We start from the raw sequence: 21,524 nt of genomic DNA on the forward strand, positions 1-21,524 counted from the left end.
ATAATGTATTTTAAATTAAAATTGAGCGGCAATTGTCGCTTGGATTTTATCAGCCATTACTTTACTGTTTTCGGCATCACGAATAGGCCGGCCAACGACAATATAATCTGCGCCATTCTGAAAGGCTTGTTCGACACTGACCACGCGTTTTTGATCATCATCAATACGGTTATCAACAGGACGTACACCTGGAGTAATTACAAGTAATTTGTGATCTAAATTTTCGCGCAATAAAGGTACTTCTAGCCCAGAAGAAACAATGCCATCGCAGCCTATGCTTAATGCACGTTTAGCACGTGATAAAACTAACTGTTGAACATCGCACTGAAAGCCTAAATCATCTAAATCACCACGATCCAAGCTAGTTAACGCAGTGACTGCTAATACTTTCAAATTACCTTTTTCCTTTGCCGCTGCTTCCATAATCGAGTCATTACCATGAATCGTCGCCATATCAACACCTTTACTGCTGAGAGCTTTAATTGCGCGAGCTACAGTTTCTGGAATATCAAAAAATTTTAAATCGACAAATATTTTCTTATTTTTAGATTTTAGCCATTCAATAAACGCAAAATAGTCACCGGACATGAAAATTTCCATACCGACTTTATAAAAAACCACTGAGTCTCCTAGCTTTTCAACCATCGCTTGCGCTTCAGGGATGCTGGGAAAATCAAGCGCCATAATCAGTCTTTCGTTAGTTGGAATGGGTTTAGTTGAAATAAATTCTTGAGTCATAATTACTGTTCTAATAGGGGGGTTATAAAAGTATATAATGCAGGTTTTTTTACGCGTAGGGAATCAATGCTAGCGCTCTATCTAAGTTATCTTTGGTGTTGTAAAAATGCGCAGAGAAACGAATACCACCGCCTCGTATAGCGCAAATAACATGGTTAGCTTGTAAATGGCTATATAGGGTTTCGTTGGCTATCGTTTTATGTTTGAATACAACGATACCGGATTGTAATTGTGCATTTTTCTGGGTCAACAGCTCTAAGTCAGCACGGCTTTGAATAGCACTCATTAGGTGTTGTGCATTAGCTAATATTTTTCGCTCAACTTCGGACATACCTATTTCGAGTAATAAGGATAAGCTAGCAGATAATGCGTGTATGCCAAGCATATTAGGACTACCACATTCAAAACGCTGTGCTGTCGGGTGAATTTTCCAAGGTTTATTTTCATAGTTATGGATATTTTCCATCATATGCCAGCCGTATTGAGTGAGCTTTAGTTTTTCTCTTGCTGTGGCTGAACTATAAAAAACACCTAAACCTTCTGGGCCAAGCATCCATTTATGACCGTCAGCCATAACAAAGTCAGCCTGGCACGTTTGTACATCAAATTGCACCGCACCTAAGCTTTGAATAGCATCTATACAGAATAAAATATTATGGTCTTTGCAAAATTGACCAATTTTAGCTATATCTAAACGCAGACCGCTGGCGAATTGTATGGAACTAATGGTAATTAAACGTGTATTCTGATCAACTAAAGCAAACAATGCATCTTCGGGTGATTTTTCACTGCTTAAATTAGCCTCACGGAATTCGACACCTTGATTAGCTAAAGATTGCCAAACAATACGGTTAGAAGGGAACTCCTCATTACTGGAAACAATATTATCACTGACTTGCCAATCTAAGCCATAAGCTACGAAAGACAAAGCTTCAGAGGTATTTTTGACTAAAGCAATATCATTTTGACTGGGAGCGTTCAGTAAAATCTGTAATTGCCTGCGTAATTTGGTTTCTTTTTTTAGCCAGTCTAGGTAAAAAGAAGATCCATATTGGGCGTTTTGTTCTGCAAAATTTTTGACTGCTATACTAGTTCGTTTTGGCCAAGGTGCAACAGCAGCATGATTTAAGTGTATAAGTTCAGGTGATAGTGGGAATTCAGGATGATTCATAGGGGTTAGATTTTAGGTGAACGCGGTAAGTATCATATAGCGAATCTGGTAGGCATTCAAAAAATCCTAACTAGAAATTTTAGAGCTAGATACCATTTGTTATTCTAGCATGTGATATAACACGCATATTTTACCAATAAACTAAAATTATACTCAATTTGAGCTACACTTTATCAAATTGAACGAGGAATACAGATGCAAGAAATTAATTCGTTGGTCGTAAGTGGTAAGGTTCTCACCTTGAACTTTTCGGATGATATTTTTAATGAGCCGAGTTTTTTATTGGAAAATAATAAGCAACTTTATTTTTATGGTGCTAATGATGATATATTAAAGCATTTGGTTTATACCATTATAAAGCAACCTCGAAATTTACTTGTCCATCTGCAACGAATCATATTGTGTTATGAGAACAATAGTGAAACGCAATTGTCGGCAGCTTTAATGGATTTCTTTATTGTTTTAGAGGGAAGGGGGAGTGCTATTAAACAGAGAATGTTAGCTGGGGCAAGAAAACATTTATCCCCTTTACTGTTTGGGCAATTACAGACTTATCTCAATACAGCTCAATTAATTCAAGGTAATATGTATAGCGTTTTAACTCCAGGCCGAGAATCTAACAATAAATTGATTTTGGTACAAGGGAATGAAGGCGATAAAAATGAAAACCATGACCCCTTACAAGTTGCACGTGATTTTGTTGAATATAGTCAGTTAGGGGAGGCAGTTAAAGTGTTAGAGTCGGCGATAATAGAAACACCACAGCGTAGCGAACTACATGCCGACCTGATTGAGTTATACCAGTCCACTGATGACCTAGAAGGTTGTAACAAAATGCAACTTGCTTTGGCAAAAATTAATCATCCTATGCAGATACAATGGGATGCTCTAAATTCTTACTTTAATCAATAAAATGAAAAGTAAACCGATTGATCGCTTAGCTGTTGCACTTTATGGGATGGATGGTAGAACTCATAAAACAATGGCTCTGTTTATTCAGGGGCCATGTAAAAGTATCGCTCAAATTGTTGATGAGCCTGAAGCTAATGTTGATATTATTGATGCAGATGCAATGGATGCGAGAGTGACTTTAGATCATTGTTTAGCGCGCAAGCCTTTAAGGCCTATTATTATTTTATCCCTAGAAAAATTAAAGATAGAACATACAATTTTTGTCGAAAAGCCTGCTAAAACTGAAACTATGCTCGCGGCTTTTAAAGAGGCTAATGATTGGCTAAAAAAGGAAAAGAAAAAAACCACAAAATTAAACCAAACAGAAGAATCTACCTATCCAGAAGTAAAGCTTGAACAAGCTAAAGTTAGTAAGGTTAAACCTCCTACAGAAAAACAAGCCCCTTTTGAATTAGCCACTGAGAAAAAAATTTTTACTAATCCTATAGAGCAGCAGAAAACGGCAAAACATAAAGCTGCCATGATGATTGATGAGCAGAATTTTTCCAGTTTTATCGGTATAATAAGAGGGGTTGACTTTAATGATTCTGAACAGTGGCGTAACGCAAGGTACAACCCCAAGCGGTACTATCAAGGCTATGTGCAATCCTCTATTCAAGTGGCTTATGAAAAAAAGCAGGTTATTAAACTTAACTCTGGCTGGAAGCCGCTTATTATTTTTCCATATAGTCATGAACTTTGGTTGAATGCGGATGACCAACAATTGCGTGCTTTTGCGGCTGTAGAGGTTAATCCGACGCCTGTATCGGGTGCTAAGGTTATGACTTTGTCGAAAGTTAATCCAAAAAAAGAAGATTGTTCCAGTGAATTAGATAAATTTCAGGAAATGAATTCCTTTATCTGGAAGTTGGCATGCTGGACATCTAAAGGCCGTTATCCGCAGGCACTAAATTTAACTGAGCCTGTTTACCTTAAACAGTGGCCTAATTTTACGCGCCTTTTGATTACGCCACATGCAATGCGTATAGCTGCCTTATTAACTACGGGGCCTAGGTCAGTGCTAGAGATTATTCATGGCCTTAAAATTAAGCCGCAATATGTTTTTATCTTTATAAGTGCAGCTTATGCTATTGGTATTTTAGATCAATCTAAGAGACTGGCAGATGAAATTATTACAGCTGAAGTGCCAACAAAAAAATCAGTAAAAAAGAAAAGTATTTTCAGTCGTATTTTAAATAAGCTTAGAGGATAGTAAGTAAGCATGAGTCAATATAAAATAATTTTTACTGGTCCCGTTGGTGCAGGAAAAACTACAGCCATTAGTTCTCTCAGTGATGTGCCACTGGTGAAAACCGATGAGGCGGCTAGTGATATGACCAAGGAACGAAAGGCTGAAACTACAGTTGCTATGGACTATGGCATTATGCATATAAACGAAGGTGAAAAAATTCATTTATACGGCACACCGGGTCAAGAACGTTTTGATTTCATGTGGGATATTTTAACGGCCGGAGGCATTGGCTTAGTTTTATTATTAGATAATTCACGCACTGATCCTTTTAAAGATATGCAGTTTTTTTTAAAGTCTTTTGCGGGCTTTATTCAGAAAACAGGCGTTGCCATTGGCGTAACTCAAATGGATATCAGTACACAGCCAACGATTGATAATTATCATCAGCAATTAAAGGAACTTGATATGAGCATTCCTGTCTTTTCTGTAGATGCACGAGAGAAAAAGGATGTATCTATTTTAGTGCAAGCTTTAATGTTTTCTTTAGATCCTGGCATAGAGGAGTAGCTTAATGAGTGATACTAAACTGGCAGAGGATTTATATATCTATTTGACGCCTGCAGGCTGTTATTATGCAGTCTCTGCAGTAGAAGAGGATTCAGTTAGAAAGTTTTTGCGCAATTTATTAGTACAATCTAAAACGCCAAAATTAGATATGTCGAGTTTACAAGGATTAATGAATAATGATAATTCTGAAAAATGTATTGCATTATTGCAGCGCTGTCAGCAATTAGGTTGGGTACAAGGTATTAAAGAAGAACGTGAAGTTCCCACAGGCGCATTAGAAGATTTATTACCTGAGTTATTGAGTAAAATTTCAGAAGAAGGAAAAGTGTTATTAGCGGATGACCAAGGCTTTTATTTGGCTTGTAATGGCTATGCACATGAGGTTGCAGAAGAGATTTCAGCTCTAAGTGCCGAAATCTCTATGGTCCATGCACGACGTACTGGACTATTAATAAAAAATTTAGGTTTAAATAGTCAAGCTTGGGGGGTTATTAATGCATCAGGTCATAGCCAATTAGGTTTGTGGCCTTTATTTATTGGTGATACCCGTTTTGTTATTGCTATTTCAGGTGTACCACATTTTAATCAACCTGAGTTTATCAGTTTGGTTTGGTTTTTAAGTGTTCGTTATGTCAAAAATAAATAATTTATTATTTAAGAAAAGGAAAGGAAAAAATTATGCGTGAAGAAATGTTAACTTCTACATTAAGTGAGTTAAATGGTACTTCTGCTGATATTGAAGCATCGGGTATTATTTCTACCGATGGTTTAATGATGGCTTCGGTATTGCCCGCTAATTTAGATGAAGATAGAGTCGGGGCAATGAGTGCGGCTATGCTATCTTTAGGGGATAGAACGGCACAAGAATTAGCCCGCGGGACTTTAGAGCAAGTATTAATTAAAGGTGATAAAGGCTATGTTTTAATGACCTATGCGGGTGATGAAGCAGTACTAACGGTACTTGCTAAATCTAATGCAAAATTAGGTTTAATTTTTCTGGATGTTAAACGTGCAGCGGAAAATATTGCTGAATTATTAAGTTAAAAGGTGGGCAGGCTATTTCACTGCAGCACTCTTTTTATCAATAATAAAATAAGGCATAACTATGTTGCATGATATGAAAGCAGAAGATATTACTGGCGACTTTACCGAAGTAGTACTCGAGCTATATGGTGGCTTAAGTAGGAAAATTTTATATACTGAAATTGAAACACCTTATCCTGACGGTAAACTGATCGTTTCTACTACGGATACAAAAGGACATATTATCCATGTTAATCGTTCATTTGTAGAGATGTCTGGCTATGAAGAAAATGAGTTAATTGGTGCGCCCCACTCAATTTTAAGGCACCCTGAGATGCCACCAGCGGCTTTTAAAGATTTATGGGATACGGTAAATAAAGGCGTGAAGTGGCAAGGGTTTGTTAAAAACTTACGCAAAGATGGTGGCTATTATTGGGTTAAGGCAACTGTTATTCCAAATGTAAGAAATGGTGCAGTGGTAGGCTACACATCCGTGCGTCGAAAACCATCCAAAACCAAAGTAGAAGAGTGTATTAAGCTCTATCCTACTTTATTTTAAAGGCGGAGAGGCTTATGTCTTATCAATTTACGGTTAGTCCTGATTTTACGCCAGACCACCTTTCTGGCTGGTATATTTTTAATACTTGGTTACAAAAACAAACAGACAATGCGATTCATTTGGAAATGTACAATGATTTCCATGATCAACGTGCAGCCATTCAACAAAATAATGTCGATTTGATTTATGCCAATCCTTTTGATGCAGCTATGCTGGTGCGAGAAAAAGGATTTAAGCCTCTAGTTAGACCTGTAGGTGTGTCAGATGAAGCGATTATTGCCGTGAATGCTGATAATCACGTTGAAGATGTTGCACATTTAAGTGCTGGTACTAAAGTTGCAGTGACAGAAGACCCTGATGTACATATGATAGGTATGATAATGTTAGAGCCGGGCGATTTAGATACAAGTAATGTCGAAATGGTACCTTGCGATACCTATGTCTTAGTTGCTAAGCATTTATTGCAAAAAAATGCCGATGTAGGGATCTTTTTGGCTGAGGCATACGATGACTTATCTAATATGATTAAAAAACAACTACGAATATTAGTGCGCAGTCAAATCAGTGTTATTCATCATTCTATAATGATTGGTCCTAGGTTATTAGATCAGCATGAAAACATACAAAAAACTTTAGTACAAATGGCTGCTGATGAAAAAGGTAAAAATGTGTTAGATAGCTTAGGTTTTACAGAATGGCAGGTGGTTGATGATGAAGAAATGGAATTTATGATTGATCTTATGGATACATTGACAATGTAATGGAATTTAAAGACAAATTAGTCGTAGCGGTTTCTTCAAGAGCTTTATTTAATCTTGATGAATCCCATCATATTTTTGAAGCAGAAGGTAAAGAAGCTTATTGTGCTTATCAAGTCGCACATGAGGACGATATTTTAGAGCCAGGTTTTGGTTATGATTTAGTTAAAAAGCTTTTGGCAATTAATGCTTTGACGGATAGAAAAAAACCTCTAGTAGAGGTTATTTTATTATCTCAAAATTCAGCAGATACAGGGTTACGTATTTTTAATTCGATTAATCATTATGAGTTAGATATTACCCGTGCAGCATTTACCAGTGGTGCTACGCCTTTTGGTTATATTCCGGCCTTTGGTGCGCATTTATTCTTATCTGCCAATGCCCAAGATGTCACTAATGCATTAGCGGCTGGTTATGCTGCGGCGACAATTTTATCTGGTGTACAGCATCCATCTACTTGTGAGCAGTTACGTATTGCATTTGATGGTGATGCAGTGCTTTTTTCTGATCAATCTGAGCGCATTTATCAGCAGCAAGGGTTAGCAGCCTTTGCTGAAAATGAAAAAAATTCGGCACATATTCCGTTAACGGATGGACCTTTTAAAGGTTTTTTAGCGGCATTACATTGCATACAGGCTCAATTTCCAGCAGATTTATCACCGATTCGTACAGCATTAGTTACAGCGCGTTCAGCACCGGCTCATGAGCGAGTGGTGCGTACTTTACGGCAATGGAATATTCGTATTGATGAGGCTTTATTCTTGGGGGGAATGACAAAGCAGGCATTTTTAACGGCCTTTGGTGCAGATATATTCTTTGATGACCAAAAAAGTCATTGTGAAGCCGCAGCACAGCATATTTCTACCGCACATGTGCCGCACGGCATCTCTAATCCGGTTGTCCCTGAATCTGGTACATCATAAAATTCTCAGTGCTTTCATAAAGCCTAGCTAGGATAAAAGTTTGCTGATTTAGCTTGATTGTCGATGCTGTAGAGTACTTGTTTGGCATGACGAATAGTAAAGTCTCATCGTTAGGGGTTTTACACGTGATCGCTTTTTGTGTTTTATTTTGATTTATTATGGTCGCTATTTTAAGTTCTGAACCGATTTTTTCGACCAGTATTTGGTAGCTTTGTTTTTCATTTTTGAGTTGCGAGATAAGTCTAATAATACCTAATTGCAACTTATGATCACCATCAATAATAATGATATCTTCTGCCGTGCCTGAGAAAGAATTAAGCTCAACTAACAGAAAGTCTGAATCTAAACCTTCTTTTATTAAGGCGATCGGCTTAGTATTTATCAGTGCTTTATTATTTTTCCAGATACCTGTTGAAGATACTTTTTCTAGTTTTTTTTCGTAGTCAAAAGGTTGTAGTTCTAATTTATCTGCAAGTGATAAAAGTTGTTCCGATGTTTGCTGTATTTTGCTAGTACGCTTGTGCTGTTCAATTAACTCATAGACTGCGTTAATGCCATAGGCTATTTGTTTGCGGATAGCTTTTTCTTTACTGAGCTGAGGAAGTAACCTCTTTTGTGCAATCAGTTTTGCAATAACTGAAAAACTTTTTTCTTCCAGAATTGGGTGTAACAATTGATTATCTAAGTATAGCGTACTAAATTCAGCATCAATACCAGGGTTAGTAATTTTTGCTAGACCTGGCAGACTATAGTTCCAGCTATGTGTACAAGTCTCTGTGTATTGATGTTTGATTATAAGCTGGTCGCTGTATTGATCAAGCAAGGTATGTAGGCGTAATATTTCATTTTGTTTTAAGTAATAGGGTTTACATAGGTTAAATAATAGAATAGTTCTAATATTTTTACTAACGGTGTCTTGTTGGTTGAAAAAGGCCGTAGAATCATTATTTAGCGCTTCAAGTAAGGCTTTATCACTTGCAAGTTGGTATATTTGTCCAACGATTTTCCATATTTCTTGCGATGGGCGTTCATAAATTAAAGTGCTTTGTGTTAAGCATAAATCACAAATTTTTATACATCGGTTTATGTGTAAAGCAAGTTCTGTCTCTAGACTCAGCTGGTAATGCAAGAAAGCTAAATAGCGTAATGAATTGATGCTGAGGCGTGCTATTTTGCGTTTTGTTGCATCTAAACGGTCATCCGTAGTGCAAAATAGGGTCTGCAAATCAGTGCATAACTGAACTGTGATAGGTGTTAGTGCATCTAACAGTGTTGCCAAGTGTTGTTGATATTGAGCAGGGGATTTATTCAGGTTTTTAAGAACAGTATAAATTTTATTTACTGTTTGCACTGTTTGTTTTAAATTAAGCGAATCTAGCCATTGAGTAATAGAAGCTGTATCTATTGAAAATGGAAGAGTATGTGTGTTTCCCATATATTTTATCAGCTTAATTTGTGATGCTTTTTGGTGTTTTCTATATTTTTAATAGATTGATTGTAACGTGTAAAAATTGCAAATAATGTGTATTATTCCACAATAAAATATAGACTTAAAAAATAAAGGCTTAACGCGCCACCACTGGCGCGATAAAGGTCATGTAGGGTGTGCCGACGATAGGAAGCGCATCATGTAAATAATGCGCTTCATTCCGGAGTATCTACAACACTCTTTGTACCCGGTAACAATGAGAAGTTACCTTTTAGAGATTAAAAAATTTAAGAGGTACAGTGCTAGTTAAGGCGTACTGCTATCTCACCACCTTTAGTCATTTTAACGGCACAGAATTTAAATTCTGGAATTTTAGCCGATGGATCTAGTGCTTCATTGGTAATTAAGTTAGCACTTGCTTCGTTGTAGCAGAAAGCCATAAAAATAGTACCTTTTTGTATATCTATATCGGCACGCGCATAAGCAGAAATTTTACCGCGTCTGGACTTAATGGTAATGATTTCTCCAGGTTCTACGCCCAATTTTTGTAAGTCTTCTGGGTGTATCATGACCACTGGATCTGGCTCAATCGCATTTAAAGTTGGAGAATGGCGTGTCATACTGCCAGTATGCCAATGTTCAAGTTGACGACCTGTGATAAAGATAGTCGGATACTCTGCATCAGGCATTTCATCGGCATGAATATACGAAGCAGGGACAAATTTACCGCGCCCTGACTCTCTAGGGAAGCCATCGGTAAAAATGACTTGCTCGCCCGGATCACCAACATTTTCTAGTGGGTAGGTTAAAGAGTCTTCATTTTCTAATCTATCCCAAGTCATCCCAGCAATACTTGGCATGGCTAGACGCATTTCATTAAAGACATCTTCAGGTCCCTTATAATTCCAGTCACAGCCCAAGCGGTTAGCAATTTCTTGTAAAATCCATAGGTCTTGCTTGGCATCGCCTGGTGGATTAACCGCCTGCCTACCCATTTGTACGCGACGATCCGTATTGGAGAAGGTGCCAGTTTTTTCATAGAAAGCAGAGGCAGGTAAGATGACATCTGCAAAACCAGCTGTTTCTGTCAAGAAAATATCCTGGACAACAAAATGCTCTAGTTTTGAGAGGGCTTCACGCACATGATTTTGATTTGGGTCAGACATGGCAGGGTTTTCACCTTCGACAAACATACCAAAAATTTCCCCATCTAAAATCGCATGGATCATTTCTACCGTCGTTAATCCACGTTTAGAATCTAATGCCACGCCCCATAATTTTTCAAATTTTGCTTGATTTTCAAAGTGCTCAACAGGCGCATAATCAGGGTAAACCATAGGTATTAAACCTACATCCGATGCACCCTGTACGTTGTTTTGGCCACGTAGAGGGTGTAAGCCCGTCCCCCGTCGACCAATTTGCCCTGTCATTAAGGCTAAGGCAATTAAACAGCGCGCATTATCTGTGCCATGAATATGTTGAGAAACCCCCATACCCCATAAAATCATCGAGGCTTTTGAGCTTGCATATAACCTTGCTACTTCACGTAAGGTATCGGCATCAATTCCACAGATAGGAGCTACTTTTTCAGGGCTGTAGTCTTTTAAATGCTTTTTCATAAACTCAAAATCTTCGGTGTACTGAGCGATGTAATCATCGTTTTGTAAACCTTCTTCTAAGATTATGTGCATAAGGCTGTTTAGCATAGCCACATCGGTATCAGGACGGAACGCTAAATGATGTGAGGCATATTTAGCAATTGCCGTACGATTTGGATCCATTAAGATAATCTTGGTACCCGTTGTGGTCGCATTCTTCATAAAGGTTGCGCCAACTGGGTGGTTTACCGTTGGGTTAGAACCAATAATAATAACTACTTCCGCTAATTTTACATCTTCAACAGGGTTAGATACCGCACCTGAACCTAAGCATTCTAATAAGGCAACCACCGAAGAGGCATGGCATAAGCGCGTGCAATGATCGACATTATTAGAACCAAATCCTGTACGGACTAATTTTTGGAATAAGTAGGCTTCTTCATTACTGCCTTTTGCAGAGCCTAAACCGGCTAATGCTTTTTTACCTTTTTCTTGACGAATTTTTTTCAAACCGCCTGCGGCAAAGTCTAAAGCTTCATCCCACGTCGCTTCACGGAATACACTGTCCAAGTCATTTGGGTCTAGTAATTCAGTCGTTTTCGCTACACCTTCACGCCTAATTAATGGCTTAGTTAAACGTAGAGGGTTGTGGATATAGTTAAAGCCATAACGCCCTTTAACACAGAGTCGGTATTTATTCGTATCACCATCACGGCCTTCGGTATAAAGAATTTTATCGTCTTTTACATGATATTTAATTAAGCAACCCACGCCGCAATAAGGGCAAGTTGAATTAACAGTTTTATCAGGTGTTTCAAGGCCAACATTGTTCGCTGGCATTAATGCGCCCGTTGGACAAACTTGTACACATTCACCACAAGCTACACAGCTACTAGCTGCCATAGGATCAGCAATATCAAATACGATTTCAGCGTGAGCGCCACGGTTAGCAAAACCGATAACATCGTTCATTTGCTCTTCACGGCAAGCACGTAAACAGCGTGTACATTGAATACAAGCGTCCATATTCACAGCAATTGCTGGGTGTGATAAATCCGCGGCTGGTTGTGCACGTGATTCAAAGCGTGGTTCGCCTACCTTGAGTTTTTGTACCCACTGGTCTAATTCAGAATCAAGCTTGTAAGGTGAGCCAATTTGTTCAGGCTGGTCTGATTTTAGTAGCTCAAGTACCATTTTTTGTGATTTAAGCGCACGTTCGCTGTTCGCTTGTACGTTCATGCCTTCGGTAGGCATGCGACAACAAGAGGGGGCTAAGACACGTTCGCCGTCAATTTCTACCACACAGGCACGGCAATTACCGTCTGAGCGTAAGCCTTCTGTGTAACATAGGTGAGGGATTTCTTTATTGTGTCGTTTTGCTGTCTGCAGGATGGTTTCATCCGCAAACGCAGAAATAGCTTCACCATCGAGAGTGAAGTTGATCATAGGGTTGTTTAAAGTATCTGGATTTGCAGCCATGTCTATTTACCTATTATTTAATCTCTTCAGGGAAGTACTTAATCGCACAGCGTAATGGATTTGGAGCCGCTTGGCCTAAGCCACAAATTGAGGCATCGACCATCACTGAAGATAACTCTTCTAGTAAGTCCGTATCCCAGTTTTCTTGTTCCATGAGTTTCGCTGCTTTTGCAGTACCTACGCGACAAGGTGTACATTGACCGCAGGATTCTTCTTCAAAGAATTTCATGGCATTGATTGCTAATTCTTTAGCGCTATCTTGTTTAGAGAAAACAACGACAGCTGCAGAGCCGATAAAACAGCCATGTTCATTAAGTGTATCAAAATCCATAGGAATATCAGCCATTGATTCAGGCAAAATACCTCCTGATGCACCACCTGGGAAATAACCGTAAAATTCATGCCCGTCTTGCATGCCACCACAGAATTCTGCAATTAATTCACGCATCGTTGTGCCTGCTGGTGCCAAATGCACGCCTGGCTTATTAACACGACCTGAAATAGAGAAGGAACGTAAACCTTTACGTTCATGACGACCGTGTGAAGTAAACCACTCTGGACCTTTTTCTACAATGTCACGTACCCAATACACAGATTCCATATTGTGCTCCAGAGTAGGGCGACCAAATAAACCAACTTCAGCTAAGAATGGCGGGCGTAAGCGAGGCATACCCCGCTTACCTTCGATAGACTCAACCATCGCTGATTCTTCACCACAAATATAAGCACCGGCACCACGACGTAAGTGAATCGGAGGTAAACCAGAAATGCTATTTTCTAAATTAGCAATTTCTTGCGTTAGAATTTCACGACAACCTGCATATTCATCACGTAAATAAATATAAATTTCATCACAACCAACACACAAAGCGGCAATTAACATACCCTCTAAAAAGCGATGAGGATCTGACTCTAAATAATGACGATCTTTAAAGGTACCTGGCTCGCCTTCATCAATATTGACTGCCATTAAGCGTGGGCCATCAAAGCTACTAACAATACGCCATTTTCGACCAGCAGGAAATCCAGCTCCACCTAAACCACGTAGACCAGAATCTTCCATTTTTTTGATGATACTTTCGGCCTCAATAGAGCCGTCTAAAACGCCTTTAAGTGTTTGATAGCCATTACCTGCAATATAATTATCATGACTAATATAGTCACTGACTGGTGCTGCAATTTCTTTTTTCTCAACTGCAGTAAGCACATTAATCGGTGTTGCTTCATCAATTGGATTTTGACCAACAACAGCGACTGGGGCGTGTTGACAGCGACCTACACAAGGCACTTTTTGAACGCGTACATTATCTGGGTTTAAACCATTTTCTAGCGCAGTAATCAGGTCATTTGAACCAGCCATCGCGCAAGAAAGGGATTCACATACACGAACAGTTAAAGGGGGAGGGGGCGTTTGACCTTCTTTGACGATATCAAAATGATGATAGAAAGAAGCCACTTCATAAATTTCCGCGGGAGAAAGCTTCATTTCATGCGCGAGAGCGACGAGGTGTTTAGATGAGATATGTTGATATTGATCTTGAATTTTATGTAAATGTTCAATCAATAAATCGCGCTGACGGGATTCACCTGCCAACAGTGCCTGAACTTCTTCTAGTGCCTTTAGATCAATCGCATGGCCTTTAGGGCCTTTGCGTTTCTTTTTGGTGATTTGATCTGGGCTTATTGTAATAACTGCCACTCGTATTTCCTCCAGCTCTTTCCGTTTATTGAAGATTGCTCATAAATGTGTGCCAAAACTTTAATCATTATTATATTTCGGCAAATTTTATCCACTTTAACAAATCTGTCATATTAAGTTCAAGTAATCTTTTCTTTAGATGAATATCAAAAAAAATGATATTATCCATTTTAATATCATTTAATACATAGATACACTGATAATGACCTTGAACCCTCAACATTTATTGACTTTCTCAGTGGTTGCGCGATTAAAAAGTATTACCTTAACTGCACAGCATTTACATATCGGTCAGCCTGCTGTTTCGGGCCAGTTAAAACTTTTGCAAGCATTTGTAGGCGAGCCTTTGTATGAGCGTAAAGGACACCAAATTGAATTAACAGTCGCTGGCGAAGGACTGTTAAAGTATGCAAATCAAATGGATACTTGCTATATGCAAGCGCATGAATATGTACGTAGTTTGCAACAAATCAGTACAGGCACCTTGCGCATAGGTGCAACCATGACGATTGCTAGCTTTTATTTGCCTAAGTACGTCGTTGAATTGCAATCTCAGTACGAAGGTGTACAGGTTTTTATAAAAACCTTGGATACTAGTGAAACTTTAGATAATTTATATAATTTAGACTTAGGCTTTATTGAAGGGTCATTGCAGGGTGTGGAATTGCCGAGTAATTATCAGGTTATTGCTTGGCAGCAAGATGAAATTGTCATTGTTATACCAGATAATCACATATTATCATTAGAGTATCCTGATTATGTGCCCTTAGATGTATTTACTGAACACCAAGTCATTTGGCGTGAGTTAGGCTCAGGGGCTAGGCAAGTTGTAGAAGAAGCCTTAATCAAAGCTGATATTAATGCCCCCGTCAATATTGAAGTAACCGGCGTTTCTGCCGTTAAAGAGTCCGTGCGTGCAGGTTTAGGTATTGGCTTTTCTTCTGCGATGGCGCTAAAAAATGAGGCAGCAGGGCTAACGTCTCGCAGGATAGGGAGCGCAAAAGGACTGACTTGGCAATTAAATATTATTGCACCTAAGTTGGCATTGCAGTCGCGTGCTATTCGAGCTTTTTTATCTTTGTGCATGAAAGATAAGGGCTGACTTGACATCCACTTATCATTATAAGGAACAAATTGTTGTGCGTTATTTATTTCTCCTACTATTTGTTATCACAAGCAATGCTGCCATAGCAGCATTTAGCATAAAGCAAGTTGCCCAAGGCATCTATGTTCACCAAGGGCCGATAGAATTACCTGATGTACGTAATCATGATGCCATTGCTAATATAGGTTTTATAGTGGGTAAAAAGTGTGTTGCGGTCATTGATAGTGGTGGTAATCCAGCGCAAGGGCGTTTGTTAAAATCGACTATTCAGAAAATAACAGCCACCCCTATTTGTTATGTAATTAATACTCATGTACATCCTGATCATATTTTTGGAAATAGTGCCTTTCAAGATATTGCTAATATAAAGTTCATTGGTCATGAAAAACTCAGTAGAGCGATGGCGGCAAGAGGGGCATTTTATATTGCACGTTCTATGGAACAAATAGCGGTTAATTTGACTGAAAAAGACATTATTCCACCGAGTATTTTGGTTAAAGATTTTTTAAAACTTGATTTAGGTGGGCGGGTACTAGAATTAAAAGCCTATCCTACAGCACATACTGATAATGATTTAACGGTGTTTGATAAAAAAACCAACACCTTATGGATGTCTGATCTGTTATTTGTCGGGCACTTACCTGTATTAGATGGCAGTTTAAAAGGCTGGTTAAACGTGATTGCTGAATTAGAAAAGCAGTCTTTTGATGTCGTTATCCCAGGGCATGGACCTATTGATCGTGATTGGCCGAAAAGTGTACAAGCAGAAAAACACTACTTACAAAAATTAGCGACCAATGTGAGAGCTAAAATCAAGCAAGGCAAATATTTAGAAGATGTTTTGCAAGATGATGATTCGATATTTAAAGCTCAGTGGCAATTATTTAATGAATTCCATAAAAAGAATTTAAGTAGTGCGTTTGCTGAATTAGAATGGGAAGATTAGCATTTTAGATTAACGGCGCAAGCGCCGTTTATTGTTATATCAGGAAATAGGAACCTTTTATGAAATTACGAAAATTACTCTGCCTAGTTTTAGTATTTTTACTACCGGCTATGGCATATGCTGCAAAAGATGAAAATCTTTGGAATCAAGTTTTGAAGCAGCAATTCTTTGCTGGGAAACAGCTATTAAAAGGTGATGATATTATTCAGCTAAGCACGCCAGTACGTGCCGAAGATCCTGCTTTAGTTCCGATAAAAGTAACAGCGAGCTTCTTACAGACTAAAGAAAAGTATATTAAGCGTATTTTATTAGTGATTGATAAAAATCCATTTCCTTTTGTCGGTGAGTTTGAATTTACCCCCGATAGCGGCAAGGCGGATATTGCTATGCGAGTTCGAGTGAATACGTACAGCTATATACGTGCGATTGCTGAAATGAATACCGGCGAACATTATATGGTTAAAAAGTTTGTTAAAGCGAGTGGAGGCTGTTCCGCGCCGATTGGTGCAGATTATGATGCGGCTATGGCACGTTTAGGGAAAATGAAATTTAGACTTGATAAAAAAATCCAAGATGGCAAGCCAACTATGGCGCAATTACTCATTAGCCATCCTAATATTACTGGTATGCAAATGGATCAGGTGACACGATTTAAGCGTCGCGCACATTTTATTAAACAGATAAAAGTCACGTTTAATGAGAAGCCGATTCTAACGGCTAAAACGGATATTGCGATTAGCTCTGACCCTAATTTTCGGTTTTACTTTGTACCTACAGAGGCAGGGGAATTAAAAGCAGAATTTACCGATACGTCTTGTGAAAGTCCAGTTAGTCGAGATGTTTGTGAACCAGGGAAGTCTTATACTCAAACATATAGAATTATCCCTTAACTGCCTTTCGGAGAAGTAGCCACTCCTATCTTGTTAAAGCTATATTTGAGGAAGAGGGTGTTAAAATAGGTGGGGATCTGAACGGCTATTAAAAAAAGCTTAACGCTCCACCTTTATTGTTTTATTTTTTAATTCATCATTCTCTAATTGCCAGCTGACTTTGATATTAAAACGCTGTTCATTGCCATCTTGGGCGGCACTTAACTTGAGTTTCATCAAACCTTCAGGTTGAAAGATAATCTCATCTTCTTCATCGCTAAATTTTAGTTTACCTTTACCTAAGCTCTCACTAATAGCGGCGAGAATTTTTTCGATGCTTTTGGCATCTTGTAAGGATTCATGTCGAAAACTTTTCTTTTCTTGTTTCATGACTGAGTGAGGGGAGGTTGAAAAAGTTTAATATAGGGATAATCGGTACTAATACCTAGTACGCGGCCTTGTGGTTGGAAAATGGTAACGGCAGCTCCGTGACCTTGCTGTGTACCGATATGCTCTTTCTTGCGTGTATTTCGGTCAACCGAGGCATCACATTCAAAATTGACCATGCCTTTGCGCAGCATAATACGTTGACCGTAACGTAAGTTTTTATGCCCGTGAACAATGGCATAAATGCCTTTTTCACGTAACATTTTATTGCCTTGTTTGGTCATTGGCATATCAATATCACGATATTTGGTACGTATAGTATTGGCTAAAGGGCCATAGTAAAAATCAAAGATTTCATCATGTAGGTGTTTTTTGAATTGCTGGTTTAGGTATTTAACCCCTTTTTCACAAACCATATGGGCAATATGATCATCTATACCTGCATGGACATATAAAAAAGAGCCTTTATGTAGCGCTAAGCGCATTTTCTTAAAATACCAGTGAAATTCACCGTCTTTATCTAGAAATAATTCCTGCCATTTGATTGCTGCAGCATAAGCAATACGTAAGTCTAGGTCGGCTTTATGCAGGTCTTGTTCAAATTCATTGATTTTTTCACGTAAACGTTTAATTTCCTTGTTAATGATTTTTTCTGACAAAATACCTTTTGCAGCTTTAGGGAAAGTATCAAACCAGTCCTCTGAAGGGTATAAGCGTTTACGACACTCCTGTTCATTAGGCACATGTTTTAGTGCATGTTTACCTTGTAAATATTCCTGCTGAATTTCTTTTAAAAAGGGAATCGCTTTAGCACCCATACGAATGAAGAAGTGCTCGCTTCTTGGGTCTTTATTTAAATTAACGGCATGTATTCCTAATTTAACGCGAATATCATGATTACCTGCAAGAATATGTACTTTGGCACCGCTCTTAATTAATAAACGAATGCAGCGTAGCAGCCTTAAATTACTCGGGCCTTTATCAAAGCAATCACCCCCAATAACAAAATGCGCTTTGCGACCTGCAGACGTTAACTTAAATTGCTGGTCATAAGCTCCCGTTTTTTTGATGCCACCAGAGGCAACGAGTGAGGCAATAAAGGCATCAGTATCGGCATGTAGATCAGAAAAGAAAAAAATTGGGGATTTGGGCCATATCCAAGGATTTTCGTGTAAGGTTTGTTGCAATTGCTCAACGAGTCCAACGGGGCTACTGAAATCTTTACCGGAAGAATGAATTTTTCCTAATGGCCAGTTTTGCACTTTTTTAGGTAGCAGGGTACGAATCCATTTTTGGCCTTTATAGATAGGTAATTTAAGTGTATTAAGCATAAGTTTTAATCCGTAAATTGACTGTGTGCTTTTCTAATTTTCCATGCGCCGGCGATATGCTGCCAGTTATTTCCCGCTTGATATTCAATGAAAATAGGCTGGCAATGGAACATACTTAATTGAGCAATTTGCTCATATTGTAATAAGCCTAAATGATAGGCGGCATGACGAAAAGCGGCACCATGGCCAACAAATATTTTGATTTGATCCACTTGGCTTTGCTGGTACAGTGCCTGCATTTCTACTGTTAATAAATTAGCCACGCGTTGACCTGCATCGAGTAAAGACTCGGCTCCTTGAAACGGTAAGCAAAAATGACTATCAGATTTCCAGCCTTTCGGTAAATTTGCATAGCGGGGGTCTTGTTGGACTATATCAGTAATTTGTTGCATTGATAAATTAGCCGCACTACCCACGCCACGTTCTGCTAATTCAGTGTACTCTTGTATGGAGTATATCGAGCCATTTAAGCCTTGAGTTAAGGTGTTTGCTGTCTGCCAAGCACGTAATAATCTTGATGACGCAATCACAGGGTTAATCTGACACTTAAACTGGGTGCATCGCTCTTCTATTAAGTCAGCAAGCGTATTAGCTTGGAAAAATCCTTTTTCTGTTAAAGGAAAAGGTTGATGCGCACTGGGTGTATCAGTTAGTTGCTGATAATCACCATGCCTAATCAAAGCGGCAATAACTTTTGCCATTATGCTTTCTTGCTGCTTAGGTTCGCGGCTAGTGTTGCAAACATCGTTTGTAGCGACTTTTGTTTAACCACTGAGCTTGCTTTTTTTAGAGATAACCATTGCCGTCTGCGATGATTTTCTTGCCACTCATGGTCATCTACCATGTCTGTTACTGCCATTGGGTAAACTTGTACTGTACAAGTGCCACCCCATTTTTTATGTGGATAGTGACCAATCATGTGCTCACTGATAATACCGCGTACACCTGCCTCTTCCCAGGCTTCAATTGCCGCTGATGCGGGTGCTGTATAACCTGGTTCAATAATGCCTTTGGGAATGCCCCAATGATGATTGCCGCTAGAGGAAATAATTAAAATTTGTAATTTACCTTTTTCTATGCGGTAAGGAATCGCGGCTGACTGAGAATAGTAATAAGTGGGCCTTTTACGTTTCTCTAGCCCACTCAAGCCATTAAAAATAAATCTTTTCGGTAGTGTCGCAGGGCGAGTGATGGATTCGACGGTGGCACAGCCTTTATGTAGTAAGCCCCAATGATCTGGCATGCTTAAAATAGCTAAGGTAGCCGTAGGTAAAAGCTTTCCATCTTCAGGTCTTTGTAGCTTACCGTTATGCAGGTTCTCGATTAAGTTTTCTAAACTGGGATTATGGCCAATTAATAACACGCGTGCTGAGGATTCTGGACAATCGTTGAGTACATTCTTCAAATCGGTTAATCCTGCTGCATAAATACGCTCGTCAAAGTGAACGTGTTTAGCCGTTAACCCCATCGCTTTGGCAAGTTTTTCGGCGGTATTCTTTGCACGTTTTGCGGGGGAACTGATAATAAAATCAGGAATTAGGCCTTGTTGCTGTAACCAAGCGCCCATACGCTGGGCATCTCGCTTACCGCGATTTTTAAGCGGCCTCTCAAAGTCACTGGCATCAATATTCCAATCAGATTTACCATGCCGTAATACCAGTAATTGCCTACTCATTATTCTGCCTCTATGCTAATGTTTTGCTGGAAATAAGATTGTAGTGCTGCAAAATCAACTTTACCACTGACTTCATAAACTCTGACTTTAGATAAAATATCCAGGTAATTTTGTTCGTTTAATTTAGCATTTTCAGTTAAGAAATGACCGGCCTTATTTTGATAAAAAGGTCCGGGTGACTTCATAATCGGAGCTAATAAATCGCGTCGGTTATTGAGGTCAACCTGAGTGACTTGGCAAGTTTGTTTGCTGTTATGTTGCCAGTTTAATACGATAAAGGCTTGTAAAGGCTTGGCAGTCGCAATGCGATCTTTGCCGTAAATACTGACAATATCAACATCGTATTTTTGCTCTAAATCCCAAAGTTGTTGCTGCGGTAATTTAAGTAATTGTTCACGGCTCTTTTCAGGTATTAATCCTTGTAGGCGTGGGTTGGTTACAATAGTGCCAGGATTAATGCGAGGTAATTTGGCAATACCTTCGGCTTCTACGCCATTTTCATCGCGAATAAATAAACGGTCATTGCTTAAGAAATTGATGTTTTCATTATCCATTAAGCGCAGCATAAAAGTAGATTTTCCGCCGCCTGAAAAAGCAGCAATAGCGTAGGCCTTATTGTTATACACAACCCCAGCAGCATGACAAATCAACCAATGATGTTGTTGCAACCAATTCATGTGCTGGTTATTAATAAAATTAATCACTTGATTTGTGTTTTCTAGGCAAGGGCCAGCTGCAATTCTCTGAGTTTCACTTTGTAAAAATACCATGCCGGTACGAAATTTACGAATGAGTCGACCCCCTTCAATATTGTAAAAAACATCTTTTCTACCTTTTTTTCCCGCTTCTCTTGGCCAATTTTGAAAGGGGTATTTTAAGTTTGGCTCAGGGCAATCAATCGTGATAACGGTCATATCTACTGCGGTAGGAGCAATAGTAATATGTCGAAAATAGTGAGCGAGTTCGTCAAGCAGGGGCGAAGAATTGCTTTGTAATTGAATAACAGACTTCCCGCATTGGAGATATAATGTGCGCTCCAATAGAGTATAGTTTTGTATTAATTCAGCACTTACAGTTTGTAATGAGGTGTTCGATGTAATCACGTATTTATTGGTTTTGTTAAG

At 38.9% G+C, this 21,524-nt stretch carries 21 protein-coding genes; 11 read left to right on the forward strand and 10 right to left on the reverse strand.

Features of this window, described 5'->3' with window-relative positions; all coding sequences use genetic code 11:
- Nucleotides 1-15 precede the first annotated feature (15 nt).
- Complete coding sequence (gene pyrF / locus BQ7314_RS05090; RefSeq protein ID WP_174482630.1) at nt 16-738, reverse strand: orotidine-5'-phosphate decarboxylase; 723 nt, start codon at nt 736-738, stop codon at nt 16-18.
- Nucleotides 739-787: 49 nt separating this feature from the next.
- Nucleotides 788-1,909: an aminotransferase class V-fold PLP-dependent enzyme gene (locus BQ7314_RS05095; protein WP_174482631.1), complete on the reverse strand. Its 1,122-nt coding sequence runs from the start codon at nt 1,907-1,909 to the stop codon at nt 788-790.
- Nucleotides 1,910-2,104: 195 nt separating this feature from the next.
- Here BQ7314_RS05095 and BQ7314_RS05100 point away from each other — a divergent pair, with 195 nt between their 5' ends.
- The 8 genes from BQ7314_RS05100 to BQ7314_RS05135 all read left to right on the forward strand — a co-directional run bounded on the left by BQ7314_RS05100 (nt 2,105) and on the right by BQ7314_RS05135 (nt 7,882).
- Nucleotides 2,105-2,821, forward strand: a complete 717-nt coding sequence (locus tag BQ7314_RS05100; protein ID WP_174482632.1) for a type IV pilus assembly protein FimV — start codon at nt 2,105-2,107, stop codon at nt 2,819-2,821.
- A 1-nt stretch (nt 2,822) separates the two neighbouring features.
- Nucleotides 2,823-4,073, forward strand: coding sequence for a hypothetical protein (locus BQ7314_RS05105; protein ID WP_174482633.1), 1,251 nt, complete (start codon nt 2,823-2,825; stop codon nt 4,071-4,073).
- 9 nt (nt 4,074-4,082) lie between these two features.
- Nucleotides 4,083-4,619 (forward strand): GTP-binding protein, encoded by a 537-nt coding sequence (locus tag BQ7314_RS05110; protein WP_174482634.1) that lies wholly within the window; start codon nt 4,083-4,085, stop codon nt 4,617-4,619.
- Nucleotides 4,620-4,623: 4 nt separating this feature from the next.
- Nucleotides 4,624-5,265, forward strand: a complete 642-nt coding sequence (locus BQ7314_RS05115) for a hypothetical protein (protein ID WP_174482635.1) — start codon at nt 4,624-4,626, stop codon at nt 5,263-5,265.
- A 32-nt stretch (nt 5,266-5,297) separates the two neighbouring features.
- Nucleotides 5,298-5,663 (forward strand): roadblock/LC7 domain-containing protein, encoded by a 366-nt coding sequence (locus BQ7314_RS05120; protein WP_174482636.1) that lies wholly within the window; start codon nt 5,298-5,300, stop codon nt 5,661-5,663.
- Nucleotides 5,664-5,724: 61 nt separating this feature from the next.
- Nucleotides 5,725-6,201, forward strand: a complete 477-nt coding sequence (locus tag BQ7314_RS05125; RefSeq protein ID WP_174482637.1) for a PAS domain-containing protein — start codon at nt 5,725-5,727, stop codon at nt 6,199-6,201.
- Nucleotides 6,202-6,215: 14 nt separating this feature from the next.
- A complete protein-coding gene (locus BQ7314_RS05130) occupies nt 6,216-6,962 on the forward strand; it encodes a phosphate/phosphite/phosphonate ABC transporter substrate-binding protein (protein WP_174482638.1) in 747 nt (248 codons plus the stop codon).
- Nucleotides 6,962-7,882 (forward strand): 5'-nucleotidase, encoded by a 921-nt coding sequence (locus tag BQ7314_RS05135; RefSeq protein WP_174482639.1) that lies wholly within the window; start codon nt 6,962-6,964, stop codon nt 7,880-7,882. Before BQ7314_RS05130 ends, BQ7314_RS05135 begins: the two co-directional genes overlap by 1 nt.
- On the opposite strand, the gene BQ7314_RS05140 is transcribed toward BQ7314_RS05135, so the two are convergent.
- The 3 genes from BQ7314_RS05140 to BQ7314_RS05150 all read right to left on the reverse strand — a co-directional run bounded on the left by BQ7314_RS05140 (nt 7,848) and on the right by BQ7314_RS05150 (nt 14,087).
- Nucleotides 7,848-9,317: a hypothetical protein gene (locus BQ7314_RS05140; protein ID WP_174482640.1), complete on the reverse strand. Its 1,470-nt coding sequence runs from the start codon at nt 9,315-9,317 to the stop codon at nt 7,848-7,850. The genes BQ7314_RS05135 and BQ7314_RS05140 overlap by 35 nt on opposite strands.
- A 296-nt stretch (nt 9,318-9,613) precedes the next feature.
- Nucleotides 9,614-12,388 (reverse strand): formate dehydrogenase subunit alpha, encoded by a 2,775-nt coding sequence (gene fdhF / locus BQ7314_RS05145; protein WP_174482641.1) that lies wholly within the window; start codon nt 12,386-12,388, stop codon nt 9,614-9,616.
- Nucleotides 12,389-12,401: 13 nt separating this feature from the next.
- Nucleotides 12,402-14,087 (reverse strand): NAD(P)H-dependent oxidoreductase subunit E, encoded by a 1,686-nt coding sequence (locus BQ7314_RS05150; protein ID WP_174482642.1) that lies wholly within the window; start codon nt 14,085-14,087, stop codon nt 12,402-12,404.
- A 202-nt stretch (nt 14,088-14,289) separates the two neighbouring features.
- Between BQ7314_RS05150 and BQ7314_RS05155 the strand changes: the two genes are divergently transcribed.
- The 3 genes from BQ7314_RS05155 to BQ7314_RS05165 are packed head-to-tail and all read left to right on the forward strand — an operon-like array spanning nt 14,290 to nt 17,028.
- On the forward strand, nt 14,290-15,189 hold the full coding sequence (locus tag BQ7314_RS05155; RefSeq protein WP_174482643.1) for a LysR family transcriptional regulator: 900 nt from the start codon (nt 14,290-14,292) through the stop codon (nt 15,187-15,189).
- Nucleotide 15,190: 1 nt separating this feature from the next.
- A complete protein-coding gene (locus BQ7314_RS05160) occupies nt 15,191-16,138 on the forward strand; it encodes a quinoprotein relay system zinc metallohydrolase 2 (protein WP_245394918.1) in 948 nt (315 codons plus the stop codon).
- Between the two features lie 59 nt (nt 16,139-16,197).
- Nucleotides 16,198-17,028 carry a quinoprotein dehydrogenase-associated SoxYZ-like carrier gene (locus BQ7314_RS05165; protein ID WP_174482644.1) on the forward strand — a complete coding sequence of 277 codons (831 nt, stop codon included), beginning with the start codon at nt 16,198-16,200 and terminating at the stop codon, nt 17,026-17,028.
- 99 nt (nt 17,029-17,127) lie between these two features.
- Here BQ7314_RS05165 and BQ7314_RS05170 read toward each other — a convergent pair whose 3' ends face one another.
- Genes BQ7314_RS05170 through BQ7314_RS05195 form a run of 5 tightly spaced genes read right to left on the reverse strand, consistent with a single transcriptional unit; the run spans nt 17,128 to nt 21,503 of the window.
- Entirely contained in the window at nt 17,128-17,397 is a 270-nt protein-coding gene (locus BQ7314_RS05170) for an amphi-Trp domain-containing protein (protein WP_174482645.1), read from the reverse strand.
- Nucleotides 17,394-18,725, reverse strand: coding sequence for a metallophosphoesterase family protein (locus tag BQ7314_RS05175; protein WP_174482646.1), 1,332 nt, complete (start codon nt 18,723-18,725; stop codon nt 17,394-17,396). The genes BQ7314_RS05170 and BQ7314_RS05175 overlap by 4 nt, the downstream gene beginning before the upstream one ends.
- 5 nt (nt 18,726-18,730) lie before the next feature.
- Nucleotides 18,731-19,426 carry a histidine phosphatase family protein gene (locus BQ7314_RS05180; protein WP_174482647.1) on the reverse strand — a complete coding sequence of 232 codons (696 nt, stop codon included), beginning with the start codon at nt 19,424-19,426 and terminating at the stop codon, nt 18,731-18,733.
- Nucleotides 19,426-20,400 (reverse strand): histidine phosphatase family protein, encoded by a 975-nt coding sequence (locus BQ7314_RS15990; RefSeq protein ID WP_342590395.1) that lies wholly within the window; start codon nt 20,398-20,400, stop codon nt 19,426-19,428. Before BQ7314_RS15990 ends, BQ7314_RS05180 begins: the two co-directional genes overlap by 1 nt.
- Nucleotides 20,400-21,503: an HprK-related kinase B gene (locus tag BQ7314_RS05195; protein ID WP_217423829.1), complete on the reverse strand. Its 1,104-nt coding sequence runs from the start codon at nt 21,501-21,503 to the stop codon at nt 20,400-20,402. The genes BQ7314_RS15990 and BQ7314_RS05195 overlap by 1 nt, the downstream gene beginning before the upstream one ends.
- Nucleotides 21,504-21,524 lie beyond the last annotated feature (21 nt).

The sequence above is a fragment of the methanotrophic endosymbiont of Bathymodiolus puteoserpentis (Logatchev) genome, from assembly GCF_900128525.1.
Classification (GTDB): Bacteria; Pseudomonadota; Gammaproteobacteria; order Methylococcales; family Methylomonadaceae; genus Methyloprofundus.

Excerpts from the sequence above, each read along its gene's own strand:
- BQ7314_RS05155 (WP_174482643.1), top strand. The coding sequence starts at position 14,290 with ATGACCTTGAACCCTCAACATTTATTGACTTTCTCAGTGGTTGCGCGA.
- BQ7314_RS15990 (WP_342590395.1), bottom strand. The coding sequence starts at position 20,400 with ATGAGTAGGCAATTACTGGTATTACGGCATGGTAAATCTGATTGGAAT.
- BQ7314_RS05095 (WP_174482631.1), bottom strand. The coding sequence starts at position 1,909 with ATGAATCATCCTGAATTCCCACTATCACCTGAACTTATACACTTAAAT.
- BQ7314_RS05105 (WP_174482633.1), top strand. The coding sequence starts at position 2,823 with ATGAAAAGTAAACCGATTGATCGCTTAGCTGTTGCACTTTATGGGATG.
- BQ7314_RS05110 (WP_174482634.1), top strand. The coding sequence starts at position 4,083 with ATGAGTCAATATAAAATAATTTTTACTGGTCCCGTTGGTGCAGGAAAA.
- pyrF (WP_174482630.1), bottom strand. The coding sequence starts at position 738 with ATGACTCAAGAATTTATTTCAACTAAACCCATTCCAACTAACGAAAGA.
- BQ7314_RS05100 (WP_174482632.1), top strand. The coding sequence starts at position 2,105 with ATGCAAGAAATTAATTCGTTGGTCGTAAGTGGTAAGGTTCTCACCTTG.
- BQ7314_RS05165 (WP_174482644.1), top strand. The coding sequence starts at position 16,198 with ATGAAATTACGAAAATTACTCTGCCTAGTTTTAGTATTTTTACTACCG.
- BQ7314_RS05175 (WP_174482646.1), bottom strand. The coding sequence starts at position 18,725 with ATGCTTAATACACTTAAATTACCTATCTATAAAGGCCAAAAATGGATT.
- BQ7314_RS05125 (WP_174482637.1), top strand. The coding sequence starts at position 5,725 with ATGTTGCATGATATGAAAGCAGAAGATATTACTGGCGACTTTACCGAA.
- BQ7314_RS05140 (WP_174482640.1), bottom strand. The coding sequence starts at position 9,317 with ATGGGAAACACACATACTCTTCCATTTTCAATAGATACAGCTTCTATT.
- BQ7314_RS05170 (WP_174482645.1), bottom strand. The coding sequence starts at position 17,397 with ATGAAACAAGAAAAGAAAAGTTTTCGACATGAATCCTTACAAGATGCC.
- BQ7314_RS05135 (WP_174482639.1), top strand. The coding sequence starts at position 6,962 with ATGGAATTTAAAGACAAATTAGTCGTAGCGGTTTCTTCAAGAGCTTTA.
- BQ7314_RS05115 (WP_174482635.1), top strand. The coding sequence starts at position 4,624 with ATGAGTGATACTAAACTGGCAGAGGATTTATATATCTATTTGACGCCT.
- BQ7314_RS05130 (WP_174482638.1), top strand. The coding sequence starts at position 6,216 with ATGTCTTATCAATTTACGGTTAGTCCTGATTTTACGCCAGACCACCTT.
- BQ7314_RS05120 (WP_174482636.1), top strand. The coding sequence starts at position 5,298 with ATGCGTGAAGAAATGTTAACTTCTACATTAAGTGAGTTAAATGGTACT.
- BQ7314_RS05180 (WP_174482647.1), bottom strand. The coding sequence starts at position 19,426 with ATGGCAAAAGTTATTGCCGCTTTGATTAGGCATGGTGATTATCAGCAA.
- fdhF (WP_174482641.1), bottom strand. The coding sequence starts at position 12,388 with ATGGCTGCAAATCCAGATACTTTAAACAACCCTATGATCAACTTCACT.